Annotated in this window: 19 protein-coding genes, 1 tRNA gene and 2 rRNA genes (1 of these 22 cut by a window edge); 16 read left to right on the top strand and 6 right to left on the bottom strand. The window is 41.5% G+C overall.

Going from position 1 to position 23,326, the window contains the following annotated elements:
- Positions 1–81: 81 nt before the first annotated feature.
- Positions 82–411, top strand: coding sequence for a hypothetical protein (locus IGJ01_RS05290; protein ID WP_196044611.1), 330 nt, complete (start codon positions 82–84; stop codon positions 409–411).
- Here IGJ01_RS05290 and IGJ01_RS05295 read toward each other — a convergent pair.
- The 3 genes from IGJ01_RS05295 to IGJ01_RS05305 all read right to left on the bottom strand — a co-directional run bounded on the left by IGJ01_RS05295 (position 398) and on the right by IGJ01_RS05305 (position 2,190).
- On the bottom strand, positions 398–667 hold the full coding sequence (locus IGJ01_RS05295; RefSeq protein WP_196044610.1) for a hypothetical protein: 270 nt from the start codon (positions 665–667) through the stop codon (positions 398–400). The two genes, IGJ01_RS05290 and IGJ01_RS05295, sit on opposite strands and share 14 nt — an antisense overlap.
- Before the next feature lie 188 nt (positions 668–855).
- Positions 856–1,146 carry a DUF5960 family protein gene (locus IGJ01_RS05300; RefSeq protein ID WP_196044609.1) on the bottom strand — a complete coding sequence of 97 codons (291 nt, stop codon included), beginning with the start codon at positions 1,144–1,146 and terminating at the stop codon, positions 856–858.
- A gap of 384 nt (positions 1,147–1,530) precedes the next feature.
- Positions 1,531–2,190 carry an Ltp family lipoprotein gene (locus IGJ01_RS05305; protein ID WP_008377802.1) on the bottom strand — a complete coding sequence of 220 codons (660 nt, stop codon included), beginning with the start codon at positions 2,188–2,190 and terminating at the stop codon, positions 1,531–1,533.
- Positions 2,191–2,419: 229 nt separating this feature from the next.
- On the opposite strand from IGJ01_RS05305, the gene IGJ01_RS05310 reads away from it, so the two are divergent.
- Positions 2,420–2,608 (top strand): hypothetical protein, encoded by a 189-nt coding sequence (locus tag IGJ01_RS05310; RefSeq protein WP_008377804.1) that lies wholly within the window; start codon positions 2,420–2,422, stop codon positions 2,606–2,608.
- Between the two features lie 59 nt (positions 2,609–2,667).
- Here the strand turns inward: IGJ01_RS05310 and IGJ01_RS05315 are convergent, their stop codons facing one another.
- On the bottom strand, positions 2,668–2,817 hold the full coding sequence (locus IGJ01_RS05315) for a hypothetical protein (RefSeq protein ID WP_005229155.1): 150 nt from the start codon (positions 2,815–2,817) through the stop codon (positions 2,668–2,670).
- 465 nt (positions 2,818–3,282) lie between these two features.
- On the opposite strand from IGJ01_RS05315, the gene asnB reads away from it, so the two are divergent.
- Complete coding sequence (asnB, locus tag IGJ01_RS05320) at positions 3,283–5,178, top strand: asparagine synthase (glutamine-hydrolyzing) (protein WP_430601508.1); 1,896 nt, start codon at positions 3,283–3,285, stop codon at positions 5,176–5,178.
- A 55-nt stretch (positions 5,179–5,233) separates the two neighbouring features.
- Here asnB and IGJ01_RS05325 read toward each other — a convergent pair whose 3' ends face one another.
- Positions 5,234–6,037 carry a Cof-type HAD-IIB family hydrolase gene (locus tag IGJ01_RS05325; RefSeq protein ID WP_005229159.1) on the bottom strand — a complete coding sequence of 268 codons (804 nt, stop codon included), beginning with the start codon at positions 6,035–6,037 and terminating at the stop codon, positions 5,234–5,236.
- 261 nt (positions 6,038–6,298) lie between these two features.
- Between IGJ01_RS05325 and IGJ01_RS05330 the strand changes: the two genes are divergently transcribed.
- Together IGJ01_RS05330 and IGJ01_RS05335 are read left to right on the top strand one after the other, a co-directional pair.
- Positions 6,299–7,738 (top strand): NCS2 family permease, encoded by a 1,440-nt coding sequence (locus IGJ01_RS05330; RefSeq protein WP_430601509.1) that lies wholly within the window; start codon positions 6,299–6,301, stop codon positions 7,736–7,738.
- Positions 7,739–7,838: 100 nt separating this feature from the next.
- On the top strand, positions 7,839–9,044 hold the full coding sequence (locus IGJ01_RS05335) for a multidrug efflux MFS transporter (RefSeq protein WP_016619879.1): 1,206 nt from the start codon (positions 7,839–7,841) through the stop codon (positions 9,042–9,044).
- Between the two features lie 47 nt (positions 9,045–9,091).
- Here the strand turns inward: IGJ01_RS05335 and IGJ01_RS05340 are convergent, their stop codons facing one another.
- Positions 9,092–9,274, bottom strand: a complete 183-nt coding sequence (locus tag IGJ01_RS05340; RefSeq protein WP_008377814.1) for a YjzD family protein — start codon at positions 9,272–9,274, stop codon at positions 9,092–9,094.
- 147 nt (positions 9,275–9,421) lie between these two features.
- On the opposite strand from IGJ01_RS05340, the gene dnaE reads away from it, so the two are divergent.
- The 11 genes from dnaE to IGJ01_RS05395 all read left to right on the top strand — a co-directional run.
- The gene (dnaE, locus tag IGJ01_RS05345; RefSeq protein WP_429974802.1) at positions 9,422–12,733 is read left to right on the top strand and encodes a DNA polymerase III subunit alpha; all 3,312 of its coding nucleotides are present in this window, start codon (positions 9,422–9,424) and stop codon (positions 12,731–12,733) included.
- A gap of 161 nt (positions 12,734–12,894) precedes the next feature.
- Positions 12,895–13,857 carry a 6-phosphofructokinase gene (gene pfkA / locus IGJ01_RS05350; protein ID WP_005237177.1) on the top strand — a complete coding sequence of 321 codons (963 nt, stop codon included), beginning with the start codon at positions 12,895–12,897 and terminating at the stop codon, positions 13,855–13,857.
- An 84-nt stretch (positions 13,858–13,941) separates the two neighbouring features.
- A complete protein-coding gene (pyk, locus tag IGJ01_RS05355) occupies positions 13,942–15,726 on the top strand; it encodes a pyruvate kinase (protein WP_005229179.1) in 1,785 nt (594 codons plus the stop codon).
- Between the two features lie 195 nt (positions 15,727–15,921).
- The gene (locus tag IGJ01_RS05360; RefSeq protein ID WP_005237175.1) at positions 15,922–16,482 is read left to right on the top strand and encodes a YceD family protein; all 561 of its coding nucleotides are present in this window, start codon (positions 15,922–15,924) and stop codon (positions 16,480–16,482) included.
- 56 nt (positions 16,483–16,538) lie between these two features.
- Positions 16,539–16,718 carry a 50S ribosomal protein L32 gene (gene rpmF / locus IGJ01_RS05365; RefSeq protein WP_005229191.1) on the top strand — a complete coding sequence of 60 codons (180 nt, stop codon included), beginning with the start codon at positions 16,539–16,541 and terminating at the stop codon, positions 16,716–16,718.
- 183 nt (positions 16,719–16,901) lie between these two features.
- A complete protein-coding gene (gndA, locus tag IGJ01_RS05370; protein ID WP_005229192.1) occupies positions 16,902–18,323 on the top strand; it encodes an NADP-dependent phosphogluconate dehydrogenase in 1,422 nt (473 codons plus the stop codon).
- A gap of 139 nt (positions 18,324–18,462) precedes the next feature.
- The gene (locus IGJ01_RS05375; protein WP_005229193.1) at positions 18,463–19,149 is read left to right on the top strand and encodes a response regulator transcription factor; all 687 of its coding nucleotides are present in this window, start codon (positions 18,463–18,465) and stop codon (positions 19,147–19,149) included.
- 14 nt (positions 19,150–19,163) lie between these two features.
- Positions 19,164–20,669, top strand: coding sequence for a HAMP domain-containing sensor histidine kinase (locus IGJ01_RS05380; protein WP_034872519.1), 1,506 nt, complete (start codon positions 19,164–19,166; stop codon positions 20,667–20,669).
- 613 nt (positions 20,670–21,282) lie between these two features.
- A 16S ribosomal RNA gene (locus IGJ01_RS05385) occupies positions 21,283–22,842 on the top strand.
- 76 nt (positions 22,843–22,918) lie between these two features.
- A tRNA-Ala gene (locus tag IGJ01_RS05390) sits at positions 22,919–22,991 on the top strand.
- A gap of 179 nt (positions 22,992–23,170) precedes the next feature.
- Positions 23,171–23,326 (top strand): 23S ribosomal RNA (locus IGJ01_RS05395); it runs 2,759 nt beyond the window's last position.
- The 16S and 23S rRNA genes sit together here with 1 tRNA gene alongside, the layout of an rRNA operon.

Here is a 23,326-nt window from a genome sequence, read left to right on the forward strand (position 1 = left end):
CGTTCTAAAAACTATAGTGTTTCTTCTATTTACCAATACAAAGATGTATGATAATCTTTCCCTAAAAAAGGAGAGATTTTTATGTCGTACAAATGTCCAATTTGTTCAGATGGTATTTTTGAAATTATCGAAACTAGAAATGGGCCACCAGGATTTAGAACGACGGACTATGATTTAGGTCTTCAATCTTGTGATTGTGATATTGAGAAGAACCAAATAAACCTGATGGCTATACAAAGTTTTAAAGAAGAAGGCTATGATGCTAGATGCGACTTCTGTAATAAAGAGATTGCTGTAATCGAGTATGATTATTATAATAAAGATGACAACGGTGATATTGAATTTAATGAGACAATGATATGTACTAAATGTTTTGGAAATATAGCAAAAAAAGATCCTAGCGAAAGCTAAGGTCTTTTTTCATTGATTCAAATTCAATCATAATCTTAGTTTTGCCAATCACCGAGTACTTCTTCACAACAAACTGCTTACGATCATTATGCTCACCAGCAACCACAATTTGCATTCCCTCATCCACATCTGCTAAGAAGTTCAAACTATGTGCAGCAATCAAGCAGTTAACTCCATCAAGCGAGAACCGCACCAAAGGGGTCTTGCTCATCTTCAACACACGTATCTTCGAAACTACACCTTTCATCGATTTCATAACAATCACCTCCAAAAGCTTGTACATAATAGCGACAATCCGTTTTGCCTAATGCGACAGCAACATAAAACTCGATACACTTTGCACCGAACAAAGCTTCCTGAGATTCAGAAATACTGTTCGGGAATTCATTTATAAAATCAGATAGAGATAGGTAGCCTTGTTCGTATTGGCAGATTATGTTCATATCAGTTCCCGCCCGGTTTGTATTTTGTGTTAGGATCGTATTTTCGGAGAATCTCGTCTTGCGTTCTTACGTGATCGAACAGATAATTGTCTCCTTCTTTCTTAAATACATAAGCTAATTCTTCTGGATAACCACTATAACTTGATGGCACGGTAAAGTATGGTTTGCCAAAATTCTCCATCGTCCGAACAAACTGATCGTAAAGTAAGTGTGCTGGACCCATTCGTTCAATGAATTCATAATAGTAGCGTTCAAAAGCATATGTCCGTTGGTGCGCAAGTGGTATTTGCATATCAATCACTCCTTGCAAGAATTATACGAACAAATGTTCTTTGTGTAAAGGGTGACTAACAATAATTTGAAAAAAGGGTTCTCACTAAGAAAATTTATTTTGCATCAATTTTGCATTAACTCTGAAAAATAGCTTATAAATCAATGTTTACAATGGGGGTTTTAGGCTTGTACTCTCCTTATACCAACGCTTTGGAGCGTTTAGCCTATCTTTCGAGATAGGCTTTTTTGTTTGTTGTGGGCAGAAGAATATAAATGACTGCCGAGGTTGATCGATAACCATCTGAAAAGCGATTAACCTACACTCGGTCTAGAAAACAGCATAATTGTTCCGTCAACTTGCCGATATCTTTTTTGCTTGTGGTCCTGCAACAAACGAAAAGAATCAATCGGGCAAACGTGCTAAGGCGTATTCAATTTGTTCAGAAGTAAAGCCTTCAAAGGAAAGTTGGCTCGCCACACGCTCATCCGATAAGGATAAATTTTGCGAGTAGCGAATCGCTTTTTTCAATGCTTGCTCGTTCCAATCGGCATCCACGGTGGCTACGGCAAAGTCTGCTGCGCTCTCAGAAAAATCTTCATAGAGTAGTTGGCGTTTTAAGCTCGACTGAGAAAACGCATTGCTGGATAAGTATCTTTCTGCACGATTCAGTGCATTTCTTTCTTCACGAGAAAGTTCAGGTGTATGTTGCTCGTTGTTCGCGGGTTCTTCTTGTTGTGCGCTACTTGCTTCGTTGTTTCCAGCTTTTTGTTCTCCTTGTGGTTGTTCCATGGAAGCAGCGGCATCGCCAAAGGATTCGCTTTGCCTTGATTCGTTACGTAAAGAAAGGCTTAATTGCGCAGTGATGCTATCGAAAGATGTCACATCTTGGTAGAAGGACAAGCCACCATAAGAAAACAAGGCAATAAAAGCGGAAGCGACAATGATCAAAACGTTTCGATCTCGTTTTGCATTTTGTTTTACTAGCCCAATATAAAATAAGACAATGCCAAAAACGAAACAGAACAATCCAATGAAAAACAAAATGGCGAAAAACGTAGCCATAAAAATTCCTCCTAAATAAAAGTCTCCTGAAAAGACAATAGTACTATGTTCTGTACCAGAAAACAGATTTGTCTTTTCATGAATAGAGGAAAAGGATGATTTGACAAATGTAACGTGTATGCTATTAATGGATCATTCATAAGTATTAAAGGAATGACGCTCAAGAATGACTAGTGAAATAGATGGTAAACTTAATAAAAGCACAGTTGTATCAGCAGGAGGCAAGAAGATGGATTTTGAAGAAAAAGATTATTTTATGCGTTATACAAAAGTTGCGGCACAGGGATTGAGTAAGTTTATTACGCAAGGATCTGTTGATGAAATCTTACAGCTAGATGAACAGCAAAGTGGACAGAAGCAAGAAGTGGATGCTGCAAAAGACAAAAGCGAGCCAAAAAACAAGAAAGCACCTAGCTAATTATTTCCTTAGCGAGGTGCTTTCAGTACGAATCGGTATCCTTCATTTGGATAAACTCCTTATGCAGTTTTTTTCAATTCTTGTACAGCTTGCTCGATCGTAATTCCAGTCGCAAAATGATTCGCATCTTTTTTATCGAAAACGATAAATAAATTCAATTTGGTATCCAGAGTTACACGATATTGTAGATCTGTGTTATAGAATGTCATAGTCATTCTCCTTTCTTAAAACTTGTCATTGAAAGGCAACGGTTAGTTGATAACGAAATTCCATAGTTAGAATAACACTTTTTTTCACAATAGTCCAATAAAACTATCAAACGAACAAATCTGACTGATTATTTTCAGGAAATCAATGCTGAAAATGGAAGCAAAAGAAGTTTGCTGGAGTCAGTAAATTCGGGAAAAGTATCTTTGTATATTTTCAGAAAAATAGAATTCATAAAAAATTTCTTAAGAATTTTGAGGATAGCTATTTTCTTAGATAACAAATTTGTAAGATTGAGAGTATGAGATGATTGGAAACCTTGATATCATAAGGTTTATCTTCAAATTATGTTTTGTGCAAAAATATATTGATTGTATTTTTTTGAAAAAGAGATCGTATCTCTTGAATTCTATGGTATGATTTACTTTAGAAAAATGAAAATGGATTATGAAAACGGATGTGAAAATATGTGCGGAATTGTCGGCTTTGTCAATTCAAAAGACCAAAAAGAAATCATTATTGAACGCATGATGGACCGGATCGTTCATCGCGGACCAAACAGTTCAGGGAAATTTACCGACGACCGAGTGGCATTAGGGTTTCGTCGTTTATCGATCATCGACTTAGAAGGTGGCTCACAACCAATTTTTAATGAGGATCGAACAAAAGTAATCATTTTTAATGGTGAAATTTACAACTTTCAAGTATTGCGTGAGGAATTGATCCAAGCAGGTCATGTCTTTTCTACCCATGCGGATACCGAAGTAGTCTTACATGGCTATGAAGAGTGGGGGATTGATGTTTTGCAACGCCTGCGGGGAATGTTTGCTTTTGCCATCTGGGATACTCAAAAACAAGAGCTTTTCGGCGCGCGGGATCACTTTGGCATCAAACCGTATTACTATGCACAAATGAACGGCAGTTTCATGTTTGGCTCTGAAATCAAAAGCTTTTTGCCTCATCCAGATTTCAAGAAAGAATTAAACCAGGAGGCGTTGAAACCTTATTTGACGTTCCAATACTCGCCTTTGAACGGAGAAACCTTCTTTAAAGGCGTTCATCGTTTGCAAGAAGGGCATTATTATCTGTTTAATGAACAGGGATTGACGATCAAGCAGTACTGGGATGCAGATTTTTCAGTGAAAGAAAATCATTCAAGAGAAGAATGGGTCGATAAAATCGATCAAGCAGTCCAAGAATCAATTGCCGCTCATCAAATCAGTGATGTTGAAGTCGGCTCATTTTTATCCAGTGGTGTCGATTCAAGTTACGTGGCCTCGGTCTTGCGCCCAGATCACTCATTTTCAATTGGGTTTGATGACAAAACCTACAACGAAGCGATCGAAGCCCGCAAATTGACGGAAAAGCTCGGCTTGAACAACACAGCAGCGGTCATCGATGGTGAAATGTCCTTTGAGGCATTTCCGCTGATTCAGTATCACTTGGACGAACCGGATTCTAACCCAAGCTGTGTCCCTTTGTACTTTTTAGCCAACCTAGCAGCACAGCAAGTGCGGGTCGTTCAATCTGGGGAAGGGGCAGATGAATTATTTGCCGGTTATGCTGCCTATGGCTTCCACACAAACTCTAAAGCGGTTCGCGTTTTTGCCCAAGGCTTGAAAAAACTGCCGCAAAACATCCGCTTTCGTTTAGGGCGTCAAATCGGCAAAATGAAAAACTTCCATGGTCGAATTCATCTTTATGAAGCAACGGCACCTGCCCAAGACTTCTTTATCGGGCAAGCCCTGGTCTTTGAAGAAGAGGAAGCACTACAGCTTTTAAAACCAACGTATCAAAAAGGACCATCTGTTGCTGAAATCGTTGCGCCTCATTATGAGAAAGTCAATGGTCTCAAAGACGAGGTCAACAAGATGCAATATTTGGATCTTCATCAATGGATGCCGAAGGATATTTTGTTAAAAGCAGACAAAATGTCCATGGCGAGTTCTTTAGAATTACGGGTTCCGTTACTGGATATCGAGATGCAAAAATTGGCGCAAACGATCCCGACGAAATATTTGATCAATCAAAACAATACGAAAGATGTGTTTCGACAAGCGTCAAACCGTCATTTGCCAAAAGAATGGGCAAACCGTGAAAAGCTAGGCTTTCCTGTACCAATCAAGGCATGGCTGAAAGAAGGAACAGGGTATGAAGCAGTTAAATCCCTTTTTGAGTCAGACTTTGCAGCAACCTTCTTTGATCAAACAGCGATTTTGCAAATGCTAGAAGACCATCGCCAAGGAAAACCGAATCTTCAGCGAAAAATCTGGACGATCTTTACGTTCTTGACCTGGTACAAAGTATTCTTTATTGATGAATCGATTCCCGAAGCCAAAGAAATCGTTTATGAAACACTTTGATTTGAATATGGAAGCAAAAAAAAAGCTGATGCGGACAATCCCGCATCGGCTTTTTTTATAGACCTAAATATTTTTCCAAGTAATCGACCATGCCATCTTCCGCATTGGTTTTGTCAGTAACATCATTGGCGATTGATTTTAATTGTTGCGTGCCATTTGCCATAGCAACGCCCCAACCCGCATAATCCAGCATCTCCAAATCATTGTGTTCATCACCAAAAGCGATGATATCTTGCCGATCCAAAGACAAAGAATCCGCGATCACCGAAAGACCAAGTGCTTTATGGACCCCTTTTGGTACGATCTCTAAGATGGCTTGAGGCCCGCCCCACGTGCGAACATCGACTGCATCGTCAAATTGATCCTTGATACGTAAAGAAACAGATTCTGCTAATTCATTTTCGGTTTTCACCAGTAATGAAGTGGGATCCGTTTTTAAATTTGCTAATAGATTTTTTTCGGAAGCATTACCCGAAAAGAAAAAGTGTTGATCAAATCCGCTTAGGTCATCGATGAAAAAGGTTTCACGATTTTCTGCTGCCACAAACGTCAGCCCCAGCTGCTCTTTTTGTGCCATGAGCTCAAACGCAATTTCTCGAGAGATCGAGTGCTCCATTTCGTTTGCCCATACTTGTCGAGGTTTATGGACCAACCCACCGTTAAAATTGACCATTGGTGTTGTGAGCGCCAATTCTTTATAGAATTGATCACTCATACGAAAAGGTCTTCCTGTAGCGATGGTAACAAAGTGTCCCGCTTTGGTGGCGCGAACCAGTACCTCACGTGTGCGAGGGGAAAGTTGGGATTCAGTATTTAAGGTTGTGCCATCTAAATCAATGGCGATGATTTTTGGTTTCAAAAGACTCGCTCCATTCTCTTATGGTAGTGGCTTAAGTGTAACATATTTCTGTCATTTCACAATACAAGTAAGTTTTCGATAAGTTTTCATAATAGTTACAAAGTAAAACACGAACATTAAACGTTTTTGGTTCGTTTTATTCGGAAAAAGGTTTGAAAAGCGAAAATTATTCCCTTATAATTTGTAATTGTTCGATGAAAAGCGCAATTATTCATTTTTTCTTTTCATAGAAACGATTAAAGTTCAGGAGTGAAACATAACATGGAAAAGTTTTTCAAATTAAAGGAGAATAAAACGACGGTTTCCACAGAAGTGATGGCTGGGGTCACCACCTTCTTCGCGATGAGTTATATTTTGTTTGTGAATCCGACGATTTTATCTGCTGCAGGCATGCCGTTTCAAGCTGTTTTCCTAGCAACGATCATCGCTTCAGTGATTGGTACCCTGATCATGGGCTTATTTGCAAATGTGCCTTACGCGCAAGCACCTGGAATGGGACTTAATGCATTCTTCACCTTTACCGTTGTTTTTGGTTTGGGGTATACGTGGCAGCAAGCATTAGCGATGGTTTTCATCTGCGGCCTGATCAACATTTTTATCACGGTGACTCGAATCAGAAAAATGATCATTCATGCGATTCCAGAAAGCATGCAGCATGCAATCGGCGGCGGGATCGGGATCTTTGTGGCTTATGTAGGGATCAAAAATGCCAACTTGCTAAACTTCAGTGCAGACACTACCGCAGTGACGGGTTCAGTTGTCGACGGTGAAACGATTGTGAGTGCCAATTTTAATGGGGGGATCGTCCCAGCTTTGGCGAATTTCAATAATGCACCTGTTTTGTTAGCAGTGATTGGTTTAGTAGTGACTACTTTATTAGTGGTGAAAAATGTACGTGGGGCAATTATTTTTGGTATTTTAGGAACGACGATCATTGGTATTTTGATGGGTGTGGTGGATTTAAGTGCCATTGATTGGCACGGGAATTCATTAGGAAGTTCCATCAGCGAACTAGGAATCACATTTGGCGCTGCGTTTGGCTCTGAAGGAATGGGCTCACTATTCAGTGATTCTGCCAAAATCCCTCAAGTAATCATGACGATTTTAGCATTTAGCTTATCAGATGTCTTCGATACGATCGGTACCTTTATCGGGACTGGACGTCGTACAGGGATCTTTTCGAAAAAAGATGAAGAAGCGGTTGAAAATAGTAACGGGTTGAATACGAAAATGGATAAGGCTCTTTTTGCAGATGCCGTAGCCACGTCTGTAGGGGCCATCGTAGGGACCTCAAATACAACGACTTATGTGGAATCAGCAGCTGGCATCGGTGCTGGTGGACGCACGGGCTTGACTTCCGTTGTGGTGGCAGCACTCTTTGCGATCAGCAGTATCTTTTCTCCACTGATCTCAATCGTTCCCGCACAAGCGACAGCACCGGCGTTGATCTTAGTTGGGGTAATGATGATGGCTTCTTTTGCAGACATCAAGTGGACTGATCTAGAAGAAGCAGTTCCCGCTTTCTTTGCATCTATTTTTATGGGCTTGTCTTACAGTATTTCCAACGGGATCGCTGTTGGTTTCATTTTCTATGCATTAGTGAAAGTAGTGAAAGGAAAAGCCAACGAAGTGTCTCCGATCATCTGGGTCGTCAATGCGTTGTTTATCCTAAACTTTGTCATTTTGGCTTTGATCAGTTAAGTTTAATGAAGAAAATCTTTCTGTATTTTAAATGCAGAAAGATTTTTTATTTGATTATTACTCACGATACGGTATAGTATTTGTGAAAGAAGGTTTGTAAATGAAGATTGATTGGAAACGAAATCTACTGATTTCATGGGTAGGTTGTTTTTTTACGGGTGCCAGTTTTAGTCTTGTCATGCCATTCATTCCCTTATATATAGAAGAGTTAGGCGCTCCAGAGAGTCAAATTGAGTTGTTTTCTGGATTAGCAATCTCAGTAACGGCGTTTGCGGCGGCTATCATTGCTCCAGTTTGGGGAAATCTAGCAGATCAAAAAGGTCGTCGTTTAATGATGATTCGCGCGGCTGCGGGGATGACAGTGACGATGGGTTCTTTGGCTTTTGTACCGAATGTCTATTGGTTATTGATCATGCGTTTCTTTACCGGAATTTTATCGGGGTATATTCCAAATGCGACTGCGTTGATCGCTTCGCAGGCGCCTCGAGAAAAAAGCGGTTGGGCGCTTGGGACATTGGCTACAGGAGCCATCGCAGGGAATTTGATTGGTCCTTCCATGGGTGGGGCGTTGGCGCAATGGTTCGGCATGAAAAATGTTTTTATCATTACCGGTGTCGTGCTGCTAATTACGCTCTTGCTCACGATTTTTCTCGTTCAAGAAGATTTTGAGCCGGTTGAAAAGGGCGATCTGCTGTCCATCAAAGAAATTTTTGGTCAAATCAAAAATATGCAGTTGCTTGTTGGCTTGTTTATTACGTCACTGATTTTACAGCTAGGTGTAACCAGCATCAGCCCAATCCTCACATTGTATATTCGTGATTTAAGCGGGGATACGGGCAATATTTTGTTCGTCAGCGGATTGATCGTCTCTGTTGCCGGTGTTTCAGCGATTATCTCCTCGCCGTTTTTAGGCAAAATCGGTGATCGTTATGGCAATCACAAAGTACTATTGGGGGGCTTAGTGCTATCATTTTTCTGTTTCATTCCGATGGGCTTTGTTTCTACTCCGTTTCAATTAGGCGTGTTACGCTTCTTGCTTGGTTTTTCTACCGGTGCCTTGATGCCGTCCATCAATACACTGATCAGCAAGATCACCCCGATGGAAGGGGTCAGCCGCATCTACAGCTACAACCAAATGTTTTCTAACTTTGGGCAAGTGTTAGGTCCGATGGTCGGTTCAACGGTGGCAGCTGGTTTTGGTTATCCCGCTGTCTTTTGGGTAACTAGTGGGTTTGTACTGATCAATATTTTTATCTCAGGATTTAATTTCCGTAAAAGCTTACGTAAAACGGACATCAGTGAATAGTTGAAAAGAAAAAAAAACCAGTTACAATAAAGGTAACTGGTTTTTTTTTAATGGCTTGTCTTTTCAGGCGCTGGTGCGATAATACCAACAAGAATGATCACCACACCTGTGACCAAAGAGATGATTGAAGTTAATTGAAAATCATAAGTTGCTCCAGCAAGTGAGCTGCCTAGATAGCCAACGACTTGACCTAATACAAAAGTCCAAAATAAAGTGACTAGGTAACGCATGACGACACCTCTTTTCTGCGTATCTTCCATTTCGACTTTAGTTTATCACAAAAATATTTATTGTAAAGATTTTCACTTTTTCATTTTGTTTTTCAAATCTATTTACTAGCAGAAAGAAAGAGAATTTTCATTTTTGGAGGGATTTCAATGTATTCACAGCTCACCACCTTAAGCGCCTATTCGTTGCTGCAAAGTACGATCAAAATTCCTCACTATATAGAGCAAGCCAAAAAGATGGGCTATCAGACATTGGGGCTGACCGATCATAATGTTCTCTATGGCGCGGTCGAGTTTTATCAACAATGCCTAGCACAGGGCATCAAGCCGATTTTTGGCGCTTTGTTCGACTGTACCTTCGGAGAGGGATCAATGTCCTTTCCATTGTACGTATTTGCAAAAAACCTCAAGGGCTATCAAACCTTGATGCGTTTATCAAGTGAAAAAATGATCACCGAGCAGTTGAATTTAGCTGCTTGTGATTCTTTGCAGGATCTCTTTGGTTTGCTGCCTGAAGGCGAGGGGTTTCTGCCTTCTCAGCACGATGATCTAGAAGCCAATCAAGAAGCACTGCGAGCAATCAGCCATAAATTTGATTCTGAGAGCTTGTTTTTAGGGATTACTAGCAAAGGGCTAGATCCAGAAACGATCGCTTGGTTTAACGAGCAAAACATTGCACCATGTGCGTATCAACCCATCGCGGCTTTAGCACAAGAAGAAGCCTTTGCAGTCAAAGTGATGACCCATATCAAAGAGGGCTCGCAAATTGAAGACTTTCGTCAGGCAAAAGAGCAAGCGACTACACAGCTTTTTTTACAACCGGCAGACCAATTGACTGCGTCATTTGGCGAAGCGTCGCAGGCATTGATGAATAATCAGCGGATTGCAGCTGAATGCGCCGTCGAGCTGCCACTGCATCAGCGGCTATTGCCTCATTACCCGTTACCAGCAGAAGAAGATGCTGCGGACTATTTGCGCAAAATTTGTTTTGAACGTCTGCCTCAGCGTGTTGCTCACGTTACATCGGCGTACGAACAGCGTTTGGATTATGAGTTGTCTGTCATCCATAAGATGGGCTTTGATGATTACTTCTTGATTATTTGGGACGTCATGGACTTTGCCCACCAACAAGAAATCGTTACCGGAGCTGGACGGGGATCCGCTGCCGGAGCACTGGTGGCGTATGTTTTATCTATCACCGACGTGGATCCAATCAAATACGATCTTTTGTTTGAACGATTCTTGAATCCAGAACGTTACACGATGCCTGATATTGATTTAGATATTCCTGACAATCGCAGAGACGAGATTTTACAGTATGTGCGCCAAAAATATGGGCAAGAATATATGGCACAGATTGCCACGTTTGGTACCATGGCGGCCAAAATGGTTTTGCGAGATGTTTCTCGGGTCTTTGGTCTCTCGCAAAGTGAAGCTAATCGCTGGTCAAAAGCCATCCCCAATGCCTTGAAAATGACCTTAGATCTTGCTTATGAACAATCCAATCAGCTGCGAGAGCTGGTTTCGTTCAATGAGCGGAATCAAGTAATGTTTCAAGTCGCCAAAATCTTAGAAGGACTGCCCCGTCACGTATCGACCCATGCCGCCGGTGTGGTGATCAGTGACAAGAATCTGCTTGATTTGGTGCCTTTGCAAGAAGGCAGCGATGGGATTTGGCTGACCCAGTTTACCATGAATGACGTGGAAGCCATTGGCCTATTGAAGATGGATTTTTTAGGTTTGAGAAACTTGTCGATCATTGATAATACCTTGAAAGGTATCAAACGAATCAGCCAACAAATCGTAACCCAAAAAGAGATTCCTCTTGATGATCCAGCAACATTGCGTTTGTTTCAAAAAGGGGAGACGGCAGGGATCTTCCAATTTGAATCAGCGGGAATACGCAATGTCTTGCGCAAGCTAGGGCCAGAAAGTATCGAAGACATTGCTGCAGTCAATGCCTTGTATCGCCCGGGACCGATGCAAAATATTGATACTTTTATCAAGCGGAAAAAAGGACAAGAGCGGGTCTCTTATCCGGATGACAGCTTGATTCCAATCTTGCAAAACACTTACGGAATCATTGTTTATCAAGAACAGATCATGCAAGTAGCTTCCAAAATGGCTGGTTTTAGCCTAGGACAGGCAGATATTTTGCGGCGAGCAATCAGTAAAAAGAAAAAAGACGTGTTGGATGAAGAACGTCGCCATTTTGTGCAAGGTGCGTTGGCCAATCATTATGACGAGAAGACCGCCAATTTGGTCTATGACTATATTGAGCGCTTCGCCAACTATGGGTTTAACCGTTCCCATGCGTTTGCCTATTCCTTTATCGGCTTTCAAATGGCGTACTTGAAAGTGCACTATCCGGCACCTTTTTTTGCTTCGATCTTGCACTCGGTACGCAATACTGCAAGCAAAATGAAAGAATACTTAAATGAAGCCGCACGTTATGGCGTAGAAGTATTGCCACCATCGATCAATACCAGTGGGTTTAGTTTTCAACTGCAAAATGAGAAACAAATCCGCTTTGGGTTCAGCAGTATCAAAGGGATTCGGCGCGACATGATCCAAGACATTTTGACAGAACGAAAAGAGCATGGCAATTTCACGTCCATGGATCAATTTTTACTTCGCTTGAATCAGCGGAACAGCAAGTGGTTAAAGTGGGACTATTTATTGCCGCTTTTGAGCATCGGTGTATTCGATGTGATTGCGCCTAATCGAAAACAAGCATTGATCCAACTAGAAGGGAAAATCCAAAATATTACTTATAGTGGCGGCAGTTTGGATCTCTTAGAAACCATGGCTTTAAAAGAAGAAGCCGTTGCCGATTACAAACTGGAAGAGAAACTGGCTTTGGAAGAAGAATACTTAGGTGTTTATTTGTCTGGCCATCCCGTAGAACAGTTTCAAAAATTGCATCAATTAAAACAAATCACCGATATTGCCGATCTGGTTCCGAATGAACGGGTCCGCATCCTTTTGTATGTCCGCAAGATTCGGGAGATACGTACAAAAAAAGGCGAACAGATGGCATTTGTTGAAGGAACGGATGCTAGCAAAGAAGTTTCAGTAACGATTTTTCCCATCGTTTATCGACAAGTGCGTTCCTTGATCGAAGAAAATGCTGTTCTCTATATTGAAGGAAAGGTCGAGGTAAGTCGTTACAATGGTGAAATCCAACTCATTGCTGATAAAATAGACTTAGCAGAAAACGTTCAAAATAAAATTGCGCCACAAACTTGCTACTTAAAGATTTCTGCTGAAGCCGAAACGTCGCACCTGCAAGCATTGTCGAAGGAAATGAAGCAGCATCAAGGAAATATTCCAGTGGTGATGTTTTATGAAAGTAGTGGCAAAAAAGTGTTATTAGCAGAAGAAAACTGGGTAACGGATGAGCCGAACTTTGTCACACAACTGAAGGCATTATTAGGAAATGGAAATGTAATTTTCAAGTAGTTTTCCGAAAACGATAATTCAACTTACACTTTTTTCAACTTTTTCCCACTATTTCAAGACATTTTCATGGAATAATGGTAGAATATGTCTCGTGGTTATTACTTGAAAACTAGCAAACAGGGGCTTCCCTAAACAAAATCTTTTGATGAGGTGAAAGAATAATGAAACGCATTGGAATTCTAACCAGTGGCGGCGATGCACCAGGAATGAACGCAGCGATTCGCGCAGTTGTCAGAAAGGGTATTTTTGACGGACTTGAAGTATATGGAATCAACTATGGCTATGCCGGACTAGTCGCAGGCGACATTCGTCGCTTAGATGTTGCTGATGTTGGTGACAAAATTCAACGTGGTGGAACATTCTTATATTCAGCACGTTATCCAGAATTTGCGACACAAGAAGGGCAATTAAAAGGAATCGAGCAATTAAAGAAATTTGGCATCGAAGGGCTAGTCGTGATTGGTGGAGATGGATCTTATCATGGTGCGATGGCACTTACTCGCCACGGTTTCCCAGCAATCGGGATTCCAGGAACGATCGATAACGACATTCCAGGAACAGATTTCACGATTGGTTTTGATACAGCAATCAATACTGTCTTAGAATCGATTGACCGTATCCGTGATACAGCGACATCACATGTCCGCACATTTGTGATCGAAGTAATGGGACGTGGTGCTGGCGATATCGCTTTATGGTCAGGTGTGGCCGGTGGTGCAGATGAAATCATCATCCCAGAACATGATTTTGACATGCAAGTTGTTGCTGATCGTATCCGTGAAGGACGCGACCGCGGGAAAAAACATTGCTTGATCGTTTTAGCCGAAGGCGTGATGGGCGGAAATGATTTTGCTGACAAACTTTCTGAATACGGCGATTTCCATACACGTGTATCAATTCTAGGACACGTTGTCCGTGGTGGTTCACCAAGCGCTCGTGACCGTGTGTTAGCAAGTAAATTTGGTTCATATGCCGTTGAATTATTGCAACAAGGCAAAGGCGGTCTATGTATCGGTATCGAAAACAATGAAATGATTGCTTCTGATATTATCGAAACCCTTGAAAACAATCGTCACAAGCCAGATCTTAGCTTGTATAACTTGAACAAAGAAATCTCATTCTAAAGAGATTTTTTAGAGCAACGCAACAGTAATTTTGTAAAAAAAGCTTATTAGCTATTTTAAATAAATGAATAGGAGCGTTTAGTAATGAAAAAAACAAAGATCGTAAGTACATTAGGACCAGCAAGTAACAGTGTGGAAATTATTTCTCAACTGATTGAAGCCGGTGCGAATGTCTTCCGCTTTAACTTCTCTCATGGAGATCATGAAGAACAATTAGCGCGTATGACAATGGTTCGTGAAGCCGTGAAGAAAACTGGTAAAGATGTCGGTATCCTTTTAGATACAAAAGGTGCTGAAATCCGTACAACTGTACAAAATACGACAGAAGCTGACTTTGGTCGTGCTGGATACATCCAATTTAACGTTGGCGATGAAACACGCATTTCAATGGATCCAGAACACAAAGGAACAAAAGAAAAAATTGCTGTAACTTATCCTGGTTTATTTGAAGATGTTCATGTGGGCGGACACATCTTGTTTGATGATGGTTTGATCGACATGGAAATCAAAGAAAAAGACGAAGCAACCCGCGAATTAGTGGTTGTTGTTAAAAATGCTGGAATGTTAGGATCACGTAAAGGGGTCAACGCTCCTGGCGTATCAATCAGCTTACCTGGTATTACTGAAAAAGATGCAGAAGATATCCGTTTTGGTCTTGATAACGATATCGACTTCATTGCCGCTTCATTTGTACGTAAAGCGCAAGACGTTTTAGAAATTCGTGAAATTTTAGAAGAAAAAGACATGACTCATGTGCAAATCTTCTCTAAAATCGAATCACAAGAGGGTATCGATAATATCGATGAAATCATCAAAGTTTCTGATGGTATCATGGTTGCCCGTGGGGACATGGGTGTTGAGATCCCTGCTGAAGAAGTACCAATGGTTCAAAAGAGCATCATTAAAAAATGTAACGCTGCTGGTAAATCAGTTATCACAGCAACACAAATGTTAGAGTCAATGCAACAAAACCCACGTCCAACCCGTGCAGAAGCTTCTGACGTTGCCAATGCTGTCTTTGATGGTACCGATGCAACAATGCTTTCTGGTGAATCAGCAAACGGTGACTACCCTGTTGAGGCAGTAGCAACAATGGCACGGATCGACGTTGAAGCTGAAAAAGCTTTATCAGAAAACAGCACATTCCAAATCAACCAATTCGATAAAACAGATGTAACAGAAACAATCGGTTTATCTGTTGCTCGTGCGGCGAAAAACCTAGGGGTTAAAACAATCGTTGCAGCGACTGAATCTGGCTACACTGCAAAAATGATCTCTAAATATCGTCCAGATGCTGACATTTTAGCTGTTACATTTGATGAACGTACAAAACGTGGCTTGATGCTTAACTGGGGTGTCTACCCAACCGTTGCTGAAAAACCATCAACAACTGATGAAATGTTTGAATTAGCAGCAAAACAAGCAGTTGATTTAGGTTTTGCTAAAGAAGGCGATCTAATCTTGATCACAGCCGGTGTTCCTGTTGGTGAACGCGGAACAACCAACGTCATGAAGATCCAATTGATCGGTTCAAAATTGCTTGAAGCGCAAGGGATTGGTGAAAAATCAGTTGTTGCCAATGCCGTGATCGCTCACAGTGCCGAAGAAGCAATTGCGAAAGCAAAAGATGGCATGATTTTAGTTGTACCAACAACAGATAAAGAATATATGCCAGCAATCGAAAAAGCAGCAGCTTTAGTTGTTGAAGATGGCGGCTTGACTTCTCATGCAGCAGTTGTCGGAATCGCGAAAGATCTACCAGTCATCGTTGGTGCCAAAGACGCAACAACAACCATCAAAGATGGCGAATTGGTTACTCTTGATTCTCGTCGCGGTATCGTTTATCGTGGAGAAACAACAGCGATCTAATGATTTTTAACGATTGATCAAGCAACAGGCAAGTGCACGTTGTGCGCTTCCTGTTGTTTTTTTGAGAGGGTCGAAATCCCTTGAGAAAGGGCATTAAAATGACACGATCAAAAATGAAAAAGGTGTCAAGAAAATTTCATTGACAAAGCCTCAGAAGCCCTGTATAATTGCTTTTGTTGCTTAGGGGTGATAAAAATGAAATGGTCTTTATTGGAATTAAAAAAATACCAAGAGACACCGCTGATGTTTGAAGAAACACTTGACTTAAAGAGTCAACTGATAAAACGCGATGGACAGATCATTGATTTGTCTCCTGTAAAAGTAAAAGGGCTGATGAGTGTTGATAAGCAAGGATACTTGCTGCACTATCAAGTAGAAACGACGATGACATTGCCATCTACTCGTTCTTTGACACCTGTAGCGATTCCTTTTGATTTTTCAGTGGATGAACACTTCATGACACCAGAGCAATTTCAGCGTCGCGATGAAACGATCGTCGAAGAAGAAGTTTTGATCGTTGAAGGTCAAACCATCAGCTTAGATGAATCAGTCGCTGATAACCTATTACTTGCGATTCCTTTGCAAGTCCTGACAGAAGAAGAAAAGCAAGGTTCAGCAATGCCATCTGGCAACGATTGGGCTGTTTTGTCAGAAGAAGACTTTGCAAATCAAAAAGAAGCGCAAGCTCAACAAGTTGATCCTCGTCTTGCAAAATTATCCGAATTATTCACTGAATCAGATGACGATAACGCGTAGGATTGGAATAAATTGCAGCCTCAAGGTTGCGTTCATTAACAAGGAGGTGTAGCAAAATGGCAGTACCAGCTAGAAAAACTTCGAAAGCGAAGAAAGCAAAACGTCGTACACATTACAAATTGACAATCAACGGTTTGAACGAATGTGCAAACTGTGGTGAAATGAAAAAAAGCCACCATGTCTGCTCAAACTGTGGTCATTACGATGGCAAAGACGTAGCAACAAAAGAAGCATAATTCCTTTTTTTCAGAAAGAGGATTCTAAAACCTTAGGCTAACCATGGAGCCTGAGGTTTTTTTGTTTTTTTGACGAATATGGAACTTTTCAGAAATATTTTTGTCCAGCGAAAGAGAATAGTTCAAAAGCAGGTACATTTGCGCTATAATGAAAAAGATAATTGAATCTTAGGAGGATGAAAGATGACAAAACAACAAATCGGCGTTGTCGGTATGGCTGTTATGGGCAAAAACTTAGCGTTGAACATCGAAAGCCGCGGTTATTCAGTTGCCTTATTTAACCGTACTGGTTCAAAGACAGAAGAAGTAGTAAAAGAACATCCAGATAAAAATTTTAAAGCAACCTATACGATAGAAGAATTTGTTCAATCTATTGAAAAACCACGTCGTATTTTATTAATGGTAAAAGCAGGATTTGCGACAGATGCAACGATCCAAGAATTATTGCCTCATCTAGACAAAGGCGATATTTTGATCGATGGCGGAAATACCTTCTTTAAAGATACGGTTCGTCGTAACGAAGAGTTGGCAAACTCAGGAATCAACTTTATCGGTACAGGTGTATCTGGTGGGGAAGAGGGCGCCTTGAAAGGTCCTTCGATCATGCCAGGAGGACAAAAAGAAGCGTATGAATTGGTTGCGCCAATCTTGGAACAAATTTCTGCAAAAGCCGAAGATGGAACACCTTGTGTGACTTATATTGGACCAAACGGTGCAGGCCATTACGTAAAAATGGTTCATAACGGGATCGAATATGGGGACATGCAGCTGATTGCTGAGTCTTATGACTTGATGCAAAACATATTAGGTCTATCTGTTGATGAAATGGCTGATATTTTTGCTGAATGGAACAAAGGCGAATTGGATAGCTACTTAATTGAGATCACAGCGGATATTTTGACTCGCAAAGACGATCAAGGTACAGGCAAACCAATCGTTGATGTGATTTTAGATGCTGCTGGTAATAAAGGAACTGGGAAATGGACAAGCCAAAGTGCCTTAGACCTAGGCGTACCACTACCATTGATCACTGAATCTGTTTTTGCCCGTTATATCTCGGCTTACAAAGAAGAACGGGTCAATGCCAGCAAAGTCTTACCAAAACCAGAAGCAGTTGCTTTTGAAGGAAACAAAGAAGAGTTTATCAATAAGATCCGCGAAGCATTATACTTCAGTAAGATCATGAGCTATGCACAAGGATTCGCGCAATTACGTACAGCATCAAAAGAGTATGATTGGGATCTTCCTTTTGGTGAAATTGCCAAAATTTGGCGTGCAGGCTGTATCATCCGGGCTCAATTTTTACAAAAAATCACGGATGCTTATGACAAGAATGCCGACATTGAAAACTTACTATTAGATGACTACTTCAAAGATATTACGAAACGTTATCAATCTTCTGTACGTGAAGTAGTTGCACTAGCTGTCCAAGCCGGTGTACCTGTGCCGACGTTCTCATCTGCGATCGCGTACTTCGATTCTTATCGTTCTGATCGTTTGCCAGCGAACTTGATCCAAGCACAACGGGATTACTTCGGAGCGCATACGTATGAACGGACAGATAAAGAGGGAATTTTCCATTATTCATGGTATGACGAAGCGTAAGCTTTAAGAGAATCCAAAAGAGAAAGGCCGAAAGTGAGAACTTTCGGTCAATCTCTTTTTTATTTTTTAGATACATGATAAAATAAGACAGATAATGTCTAATTTAAAGGCAGAATAATCAATAAAGGGGCTATCAATAATGAGTAATATTCTAATCATTGAAGATGAAAAGAACTTAGCTCGATTTGTGGAATTAGAATTGAAGCATGAAGGGTATAATACTGAAGTTCATTACAACGGACGGACGGGACTGGATGCGGCGCTGAATAATGAATGGGATGCGATCTTATTGGATCTGATGCTTCCTGAGTTAAATGGGTTAGAAGTTTGCCGCCGCGTGCGTCAATCGAAGAACACCCCGATCATCATGATGACCGCACGAGATTCCGTGATTGATCGAGTATCAGGTTTAGATCATGGTGCCGATGATTATATTGTGAAGCCTTTTGCAATTGAAGAATTGCTGGCACGCTTACGTGCGTTGCTTCGCCGTATCGATATCGAAGGGGACAAAAACGTTGCAAAACAAACCACGATCACATACCGAGACCTAACGATTGAAAAAGAAAATCGTGTCGTTCGTCGCGGAACAGATGTCATTGAACTAACGAAACGCGAATATGAGCTATTGTTGACTTTAATGGAAAACGTTAATGTCGTTTTGGCCAGAGATGTTTTATTAAACAAAGTCTGGGGCTATGAGACAGAAGTTGAAACCAACGTTGTCGATGTTTACATCCGCTACTTACGGAATAAAATTGATGTACCAGGGGAGGAAAGCTATATCCAAACCGTTCGTGGTACAGGTTATGTGATGCGGTCGTGAACCTTAAAAAAAGAATGAAAAAATTAAAAGAACTGAAGGGGCCTTCTTTAACTGTAAAGTGGGCCTTCGCAAGTTCTTTCTTTATATTCGTCGTATTTACGATCTTTGCCGTGATCACCTATAAAACATCGGTGAATTTGATCGTCGCTAAAGAAGAAAACAATGTGGAGCGGACGATGTCAGAGGTTGCTTCTCGTTTAGCCAATTCGGATCAAGAACTAACATTGGTCCGAACGTATCGTAATTTAACCAAAAATGATGCGGGAACGACGAGCATTTATGATCGCACTTCAACAATCGATGGCAACTTAATGAAAATCGACTCCTTTATTTCGGAATTAGGCCAAGCACCATTGAGCCTGTTTGTTTATAATTTGAATGAGGACCTTGTGTTTAAAACCCATGAAAATGATTTAGCACTGATCGACACGCAGCGCAAAGCGCCAACTATCGTAACGCTGGATGGTATCACAGGCTTTCTCTCGATCCAACCCATTTATTCAAAAGGCACCAGAGAGCGGATTGGCTATGCACAAACCTTTTATGAGTTGACTTCTTTTTATGAAATACGCAGCAAACTGCTGCTGACTTTGATTATCTTAGAAGTCGTCTCTCTGATTCTCAGCAGTGTACTCGGGTTCTTTTTATCAGCATATTTCCTTCAGCCGTTAAAGGTACTACGGGATACGATGGAAACTGTTCGGAAAAACCCGCAGTCAACCGTGCATATGCCAGAATTAAATACGAATGATGAACTGTCTGATTTAGCAGATATATTTAATGAGATGTTGGATCGCATGCGCCTGTACATTGAGCAGCAAGAGCGATTCGTTGAAGATGTTTCTCATGAGTTACGGACACCCGTAGCAATCATTGAAGGACACATGAATTTGTTGCAACGTTGGGGGAAAGATGATCCAGAGATCTTGGATGAGTCCCTCGCAGCCAGTATGCAAGAGATCAGTCGAATGAAGACGCTAGTACAGGAAATGTTGGATCTCTCAAGAGCGGAACAAGTGGATGTTCATTATGCAAATGAAACAACTAATGCAAAAGAAGTTGTCTATCAAGTGTTCAATAACTTTAAAATACTGTATCCGGATTTTGTCTTTACATTGGATGATGATTTGTATCATGAGTTGAAGCTGAAAATCTATCGCAATCATTTTGAACAGATCATTATTATTGTCTTGGATAACGCAGTAAAGTATTCCACTGATCGAAAAGAAGTTCATCTATCCATTTCATTGGATCGTCAATCTTTTGAAATTGCCATCCAAGATTTCGGGGAAGGCATCTCCAAAGAAGACCTCGATAAGATCTTCAATCGTTTCTATCGGGTAGATAAAGCTCGTGCTAGAACCAAAGGTGGCAATGGTTTGGGGTTATCTATAGCAAAACAACTATTGGAAAGCTATAAAGGAAAAATCACGGCGGAGAGTGTCATTGGCCAAGGAACAATCTTTCGAATTTATATACCGATTCTTCAAACGGAAGATCGGACGAAAAGAGAACGTTAGGCGAAAAGCTTAAGTTCTCTTTTTTTATCCATTATTGATAGATTTAGCCGTGAAATACTTCTTATAAGCGAACGTTCGAATCGTTTGACAATGAATAATTCGCTTATAAAAATAGTTGCCAAAAAGCCTATTTTTTTAGTTGATTTTTCCTTTAAGAATTGCTATATTATTACTTGTCCTTGTTAAGACATTTGTAACAAACACTGATTGAACTTTTTTGAAATTAGTTGTTGACGAAACATTTTACAAGTGTTATTATAACAAAGTCGAAAAAATATCATCTCTGAAAAACCTAATAAATCAAAAAAACTTTTCAAAAAAGTGTTTGACATATAACGGTTGAGATGGTAAGATGAAAAAGTCGCTGAGGTTAAGAAAGAAGTTAAATAACAACTTCTTAAAAAAACTTTTAAAAAAGAGTTGACAATCAACTGTCGCTCTGATATGATATAAAAGTTGCTAACACAGCACGGTAGACCTTTGAAAACTGAACAAAGCAAGCAAACGAACCAATGTGTAGGACGTTTCAATTTATTGAAACAAATACATGCAAGCAATAGCTAGCAAAGTTAATTTTTATGAGCTTAATGACCGTATGGTCATTCAAACAAATCATTATGAGAGTTTGATCCTGGCTCAGGACGAACGCTGGCGGCGTGCCTAATACATGCAAGTCGAACGCTTTTTCTTTCACCGGAGCTTGCTCCACCGAAAGAAAAAGAGTGGCGAACGGGTGAGTAACACGTGGGTAACCTGCCCATCAGAAGGGGATAACACTTGGAAACAGGTGCTAATACCGTATAACACTATTTTCCGCATGGAAGAAAGTTGAAAGGCGCTTTTGCGTCACTGATGGATGGACCCGCGGTGCATTAGCTAGTTGGTGAGGTAACGGCTCACCAAGGCAACGATGCATAGCCGACCTGAGAGGGTGATCGGCCACACTGGGACTGAGACACGGCCCAGACTCCTACGGGAGGCAGCAGTAGGGAATCTTCGGCAATGGACGAAAGTCTGACCGAGCAACGCCGCGTGAGTGAAGAAGGTTTTCGGATCGTAAAACTCTGTTGTTAGAGAAGAACAAGGATGAGAGTAAAACGTTCATCCCTTGACGGTATCTAACCAGAAAGCCACGGCTAACTACGTGCCAGCAGCCGCGGTAATACGTAGGTGGCAAGCGTTGTCCGGATTTATTGGGCGTAAAGCGAGCGCAGGCGGTTTCTTAAGTCTGATGTGAAAGCCCCCGGCTCAACCGGGGAGGGTCATTGGAAACTGGGAGACTTGAGTGCAGAAGAGGAGAGTGGAATTCCATGTGTAGCGGTGAAATGCGTAGATATATGGAGGAACACCAGTGGCGAAGGCGGCTCTCTGGTCTGTAACTGACGCTGAGGCTCGAAAGCGTGGGGAGCGAACAGGATTAGATACCCTGGTAGTCCACGCCGTAAACGATGAGTGCTAAGTGTTGGAGGGTTTCCGCCCTTCAGTGCTGCAGCAAACGCATTAAGCACTCCGCCTGGGGAGTACGACCGCAAGGTTGAAACTCAAAGGAATTGACGGGGGCCCGCACAAGCGGTGGAGCATGTGGTTTAATTCGAAGCAACGCGAAGAACCTTACCAGGTCTTGACATCCTTTGACCACTCTAGAGATAGAGCTTCCCCTTCGGGGGCAAAGTGACAGGTGGTGCATGGTTGTCGTCAGCTCGTGTCGTGAGATGTTGGGTTAAGTCCCGCAACGAGCGCAACCCTTATTGTTAGTTGCCATCATTTAGTTGGGCACTCTAGCGAGACTGCCGGTGACAAACCGGAGGAAGGTGGGGATGACGTCAAATCATCATGCCCCTTATGACCTGGGCTACACACGTGCTACAATGGGAAGTACAACGAGTTGCGAAGTCGCGAGGCTAAGCTAATCTCTTAAAGCTTCTCTCAGTTCGGATTGTAGGCTGCAACTCGCCTACATGAAGCCGGAATCGCTAGTAATCGCGGATCAGCACGCCGCGGTGAATACGTTCCCGGGCCTTGTACACACCGCCCGTCACACCACGAGAGTTTGTAACACCCGAAGTCGGTGAGGTAACCTTTTTGGAGCCAGCCGCCTAAGGTGGGATAGATGATTGGGGTGAAGTCGTAACAAGGTAGCCGTATCGGAAGGTGCGGCTGGATCACCTCCTTTCTAAGGAATATTTCGGAAGACTACACATCGTTTGCCTTTGTTCAGTTTTGAGAGGTCTACTCTCAAGTAAATACCCGGGGCCTTAGCTCAGCTGGGAGAGCGCCTGCTTTGCACGCAGGAGGTCAGCGGTTCGATCCCGCTAGGCTCCATTAACGACAATGGTCGTTATGCTTTGTTCATTGAAAACTGGATATCGAAGAAAAAATCAAAACAAGTAACACACACCGAGTTGAAATGTTAAAAGAGTTTTTTAATAAGTTCAACGCTTATTTTCTTGAGCAACCTTCTATCGCTAGAAGAAGTACTCAAAACCGACCGTAAGGTCAAAGGTTAAGTGAATAAGGGCGCACGGTGGATGCCTTGGCACTAGGAGCCGATGAAGGACGGGACTAACACCGATATGCTTTGGGGAGCTGTAAGTAAGCTATGATCCAGAGATTTCCGAATGGGGAAACCCAGCATCTTTTATAGGATGTTACGTCTG

The sequence above is a fragment of the Enterococcus sp. AZ089 genome (assembly GCF_050547225.1).
Taxonomy (GTDB): domain Bacteria; phylum Bacillota; class Bacilli; order Lactobacillales; family Enterococcaceae; genus Enterococcus_D; species Enterococcus_D entomosocium.

Bases quoted from the DNA above. Each gene is read 5' to 3' on its own strand.
- IGJ01_RS05300 (WP_196044609.1), bottom strand. From the start codon at position 1,146: ATGCAAATACCACTTGCGCACCAACGGACATATGCTTTTGAACGCTAC.
- IGJ01_RS05380 (WP_034872519.1), top strand. From the start codon at position 19,164: ATGAAAAAATTAAAAGAACTGAAGGGGCCTTCTTTAACTGTAAAGTGG.
- IGJ01_RS05315 (WP_005229155.1), bottom strand. From the start codon at position 2,817: ATGACATTCTATAACACAGATCTACAATATCGTGTAACTCTGGATACC.
- IGJ01_RS05360 (WP_005237175.1), top strand. From the start codon at position 15,922: ATGAAATGGTCTTTATTGGAATTAAAAAAATACCAAGAGACACCGCTG.
- gndA (WP_005229192.1), top strand. From the start codon at position 16,902: ATGACAAAACAACAAATCGGCGTTGTCGGTATGGCTGTTATGGGCAAA.
- dnaE (WP_429974802.1), top strand. From the start codon at position 9,422: ATGTATTCACAGCTCACCACCTTAAGCGCCTATTCGTTGCTGCAAAGT.
- pfkA (WP_005237177.1), top strand. From the start codon at position 12,895: ATGAAACGCATTGGAATTCTAACCAGTGGCGGCGATGCACCAGGAATG.
- IGJ01_RS05330 (WP_430601509.1), top strand. From the start codon at position 6,299: ATGGAAAAGTTTTTCAAATTAAAGGAGAATAAAACGACGGTTTCCACA.
- IGJ01_RS05295 (WP_196044610.1), bottom strand. From the start codon at position 667: ATGAAATCGATGAAAGGTGTAGTTTCGAAGATACGTGTGTTGAAGATG.
- IGJ01_RS05335 (WP_016619879.1), top strand. From the start codon at position 7,839: ATGAAGATTGATTGGAAACGAAATCTACTGATTTCATGGGTAGGTTGT.
- pyk (WP_005229179.1), top strand. From the start codon at position 13,942: ATGAAAAAAACAAAGATCGTAAGTACATTAGGACCAGCAAGTAACAGT.
- IGJ01_RS05375 (WP_005229193.1), top strand. From the start codon at position 18,463: ATGAGTAATATTCTAATCATTGAAGATGAAAAGAACTTAGCTCGATTT.
- rpmF (WP_005229191.1), top strand. From the start codon at position 16,539: ATGGCAGTACCAGCTAGAAAAACTTCGAAAGCGAAGAAAGCAAAACGT.
- IGJ01_RS05310 (WP_008377804.1), top strand. From the start codon at position 2,420: ATGGATTTTGAAGAAAAAGATTATTTTATGCGTTATACAAAAGTTGCG.
- IGJ01_RS05290 (WP_196044611.1), top strand. From the start codon at position 82: ATGTCGTACAAATGTCCAATTTGTTCAGATGGTATTTTTGAAATTATC.
- IGJ01_RS05305 (WP_008377802.1), bottom strand. From the start codon at position 2,190: ATGGCTACGTTTTTCGCCATTTTGTTTTTCATTGGATTGTTCTGTTTC.
- IGJ01_RS05340 (WP_008377814.1), bottom strand. From the start codon at position 9,274: ATGCGTTACCTAGTCACTTTATTTTGGACTTTTGTATTAGGTCAAGTC.
- asnB (WP_430601508.1), top strand. From the start codon at position 3,283: ATGTGCGGAATTGTCGGCTTTGTCAATTCAAAAGACCAAAAAGAAATC.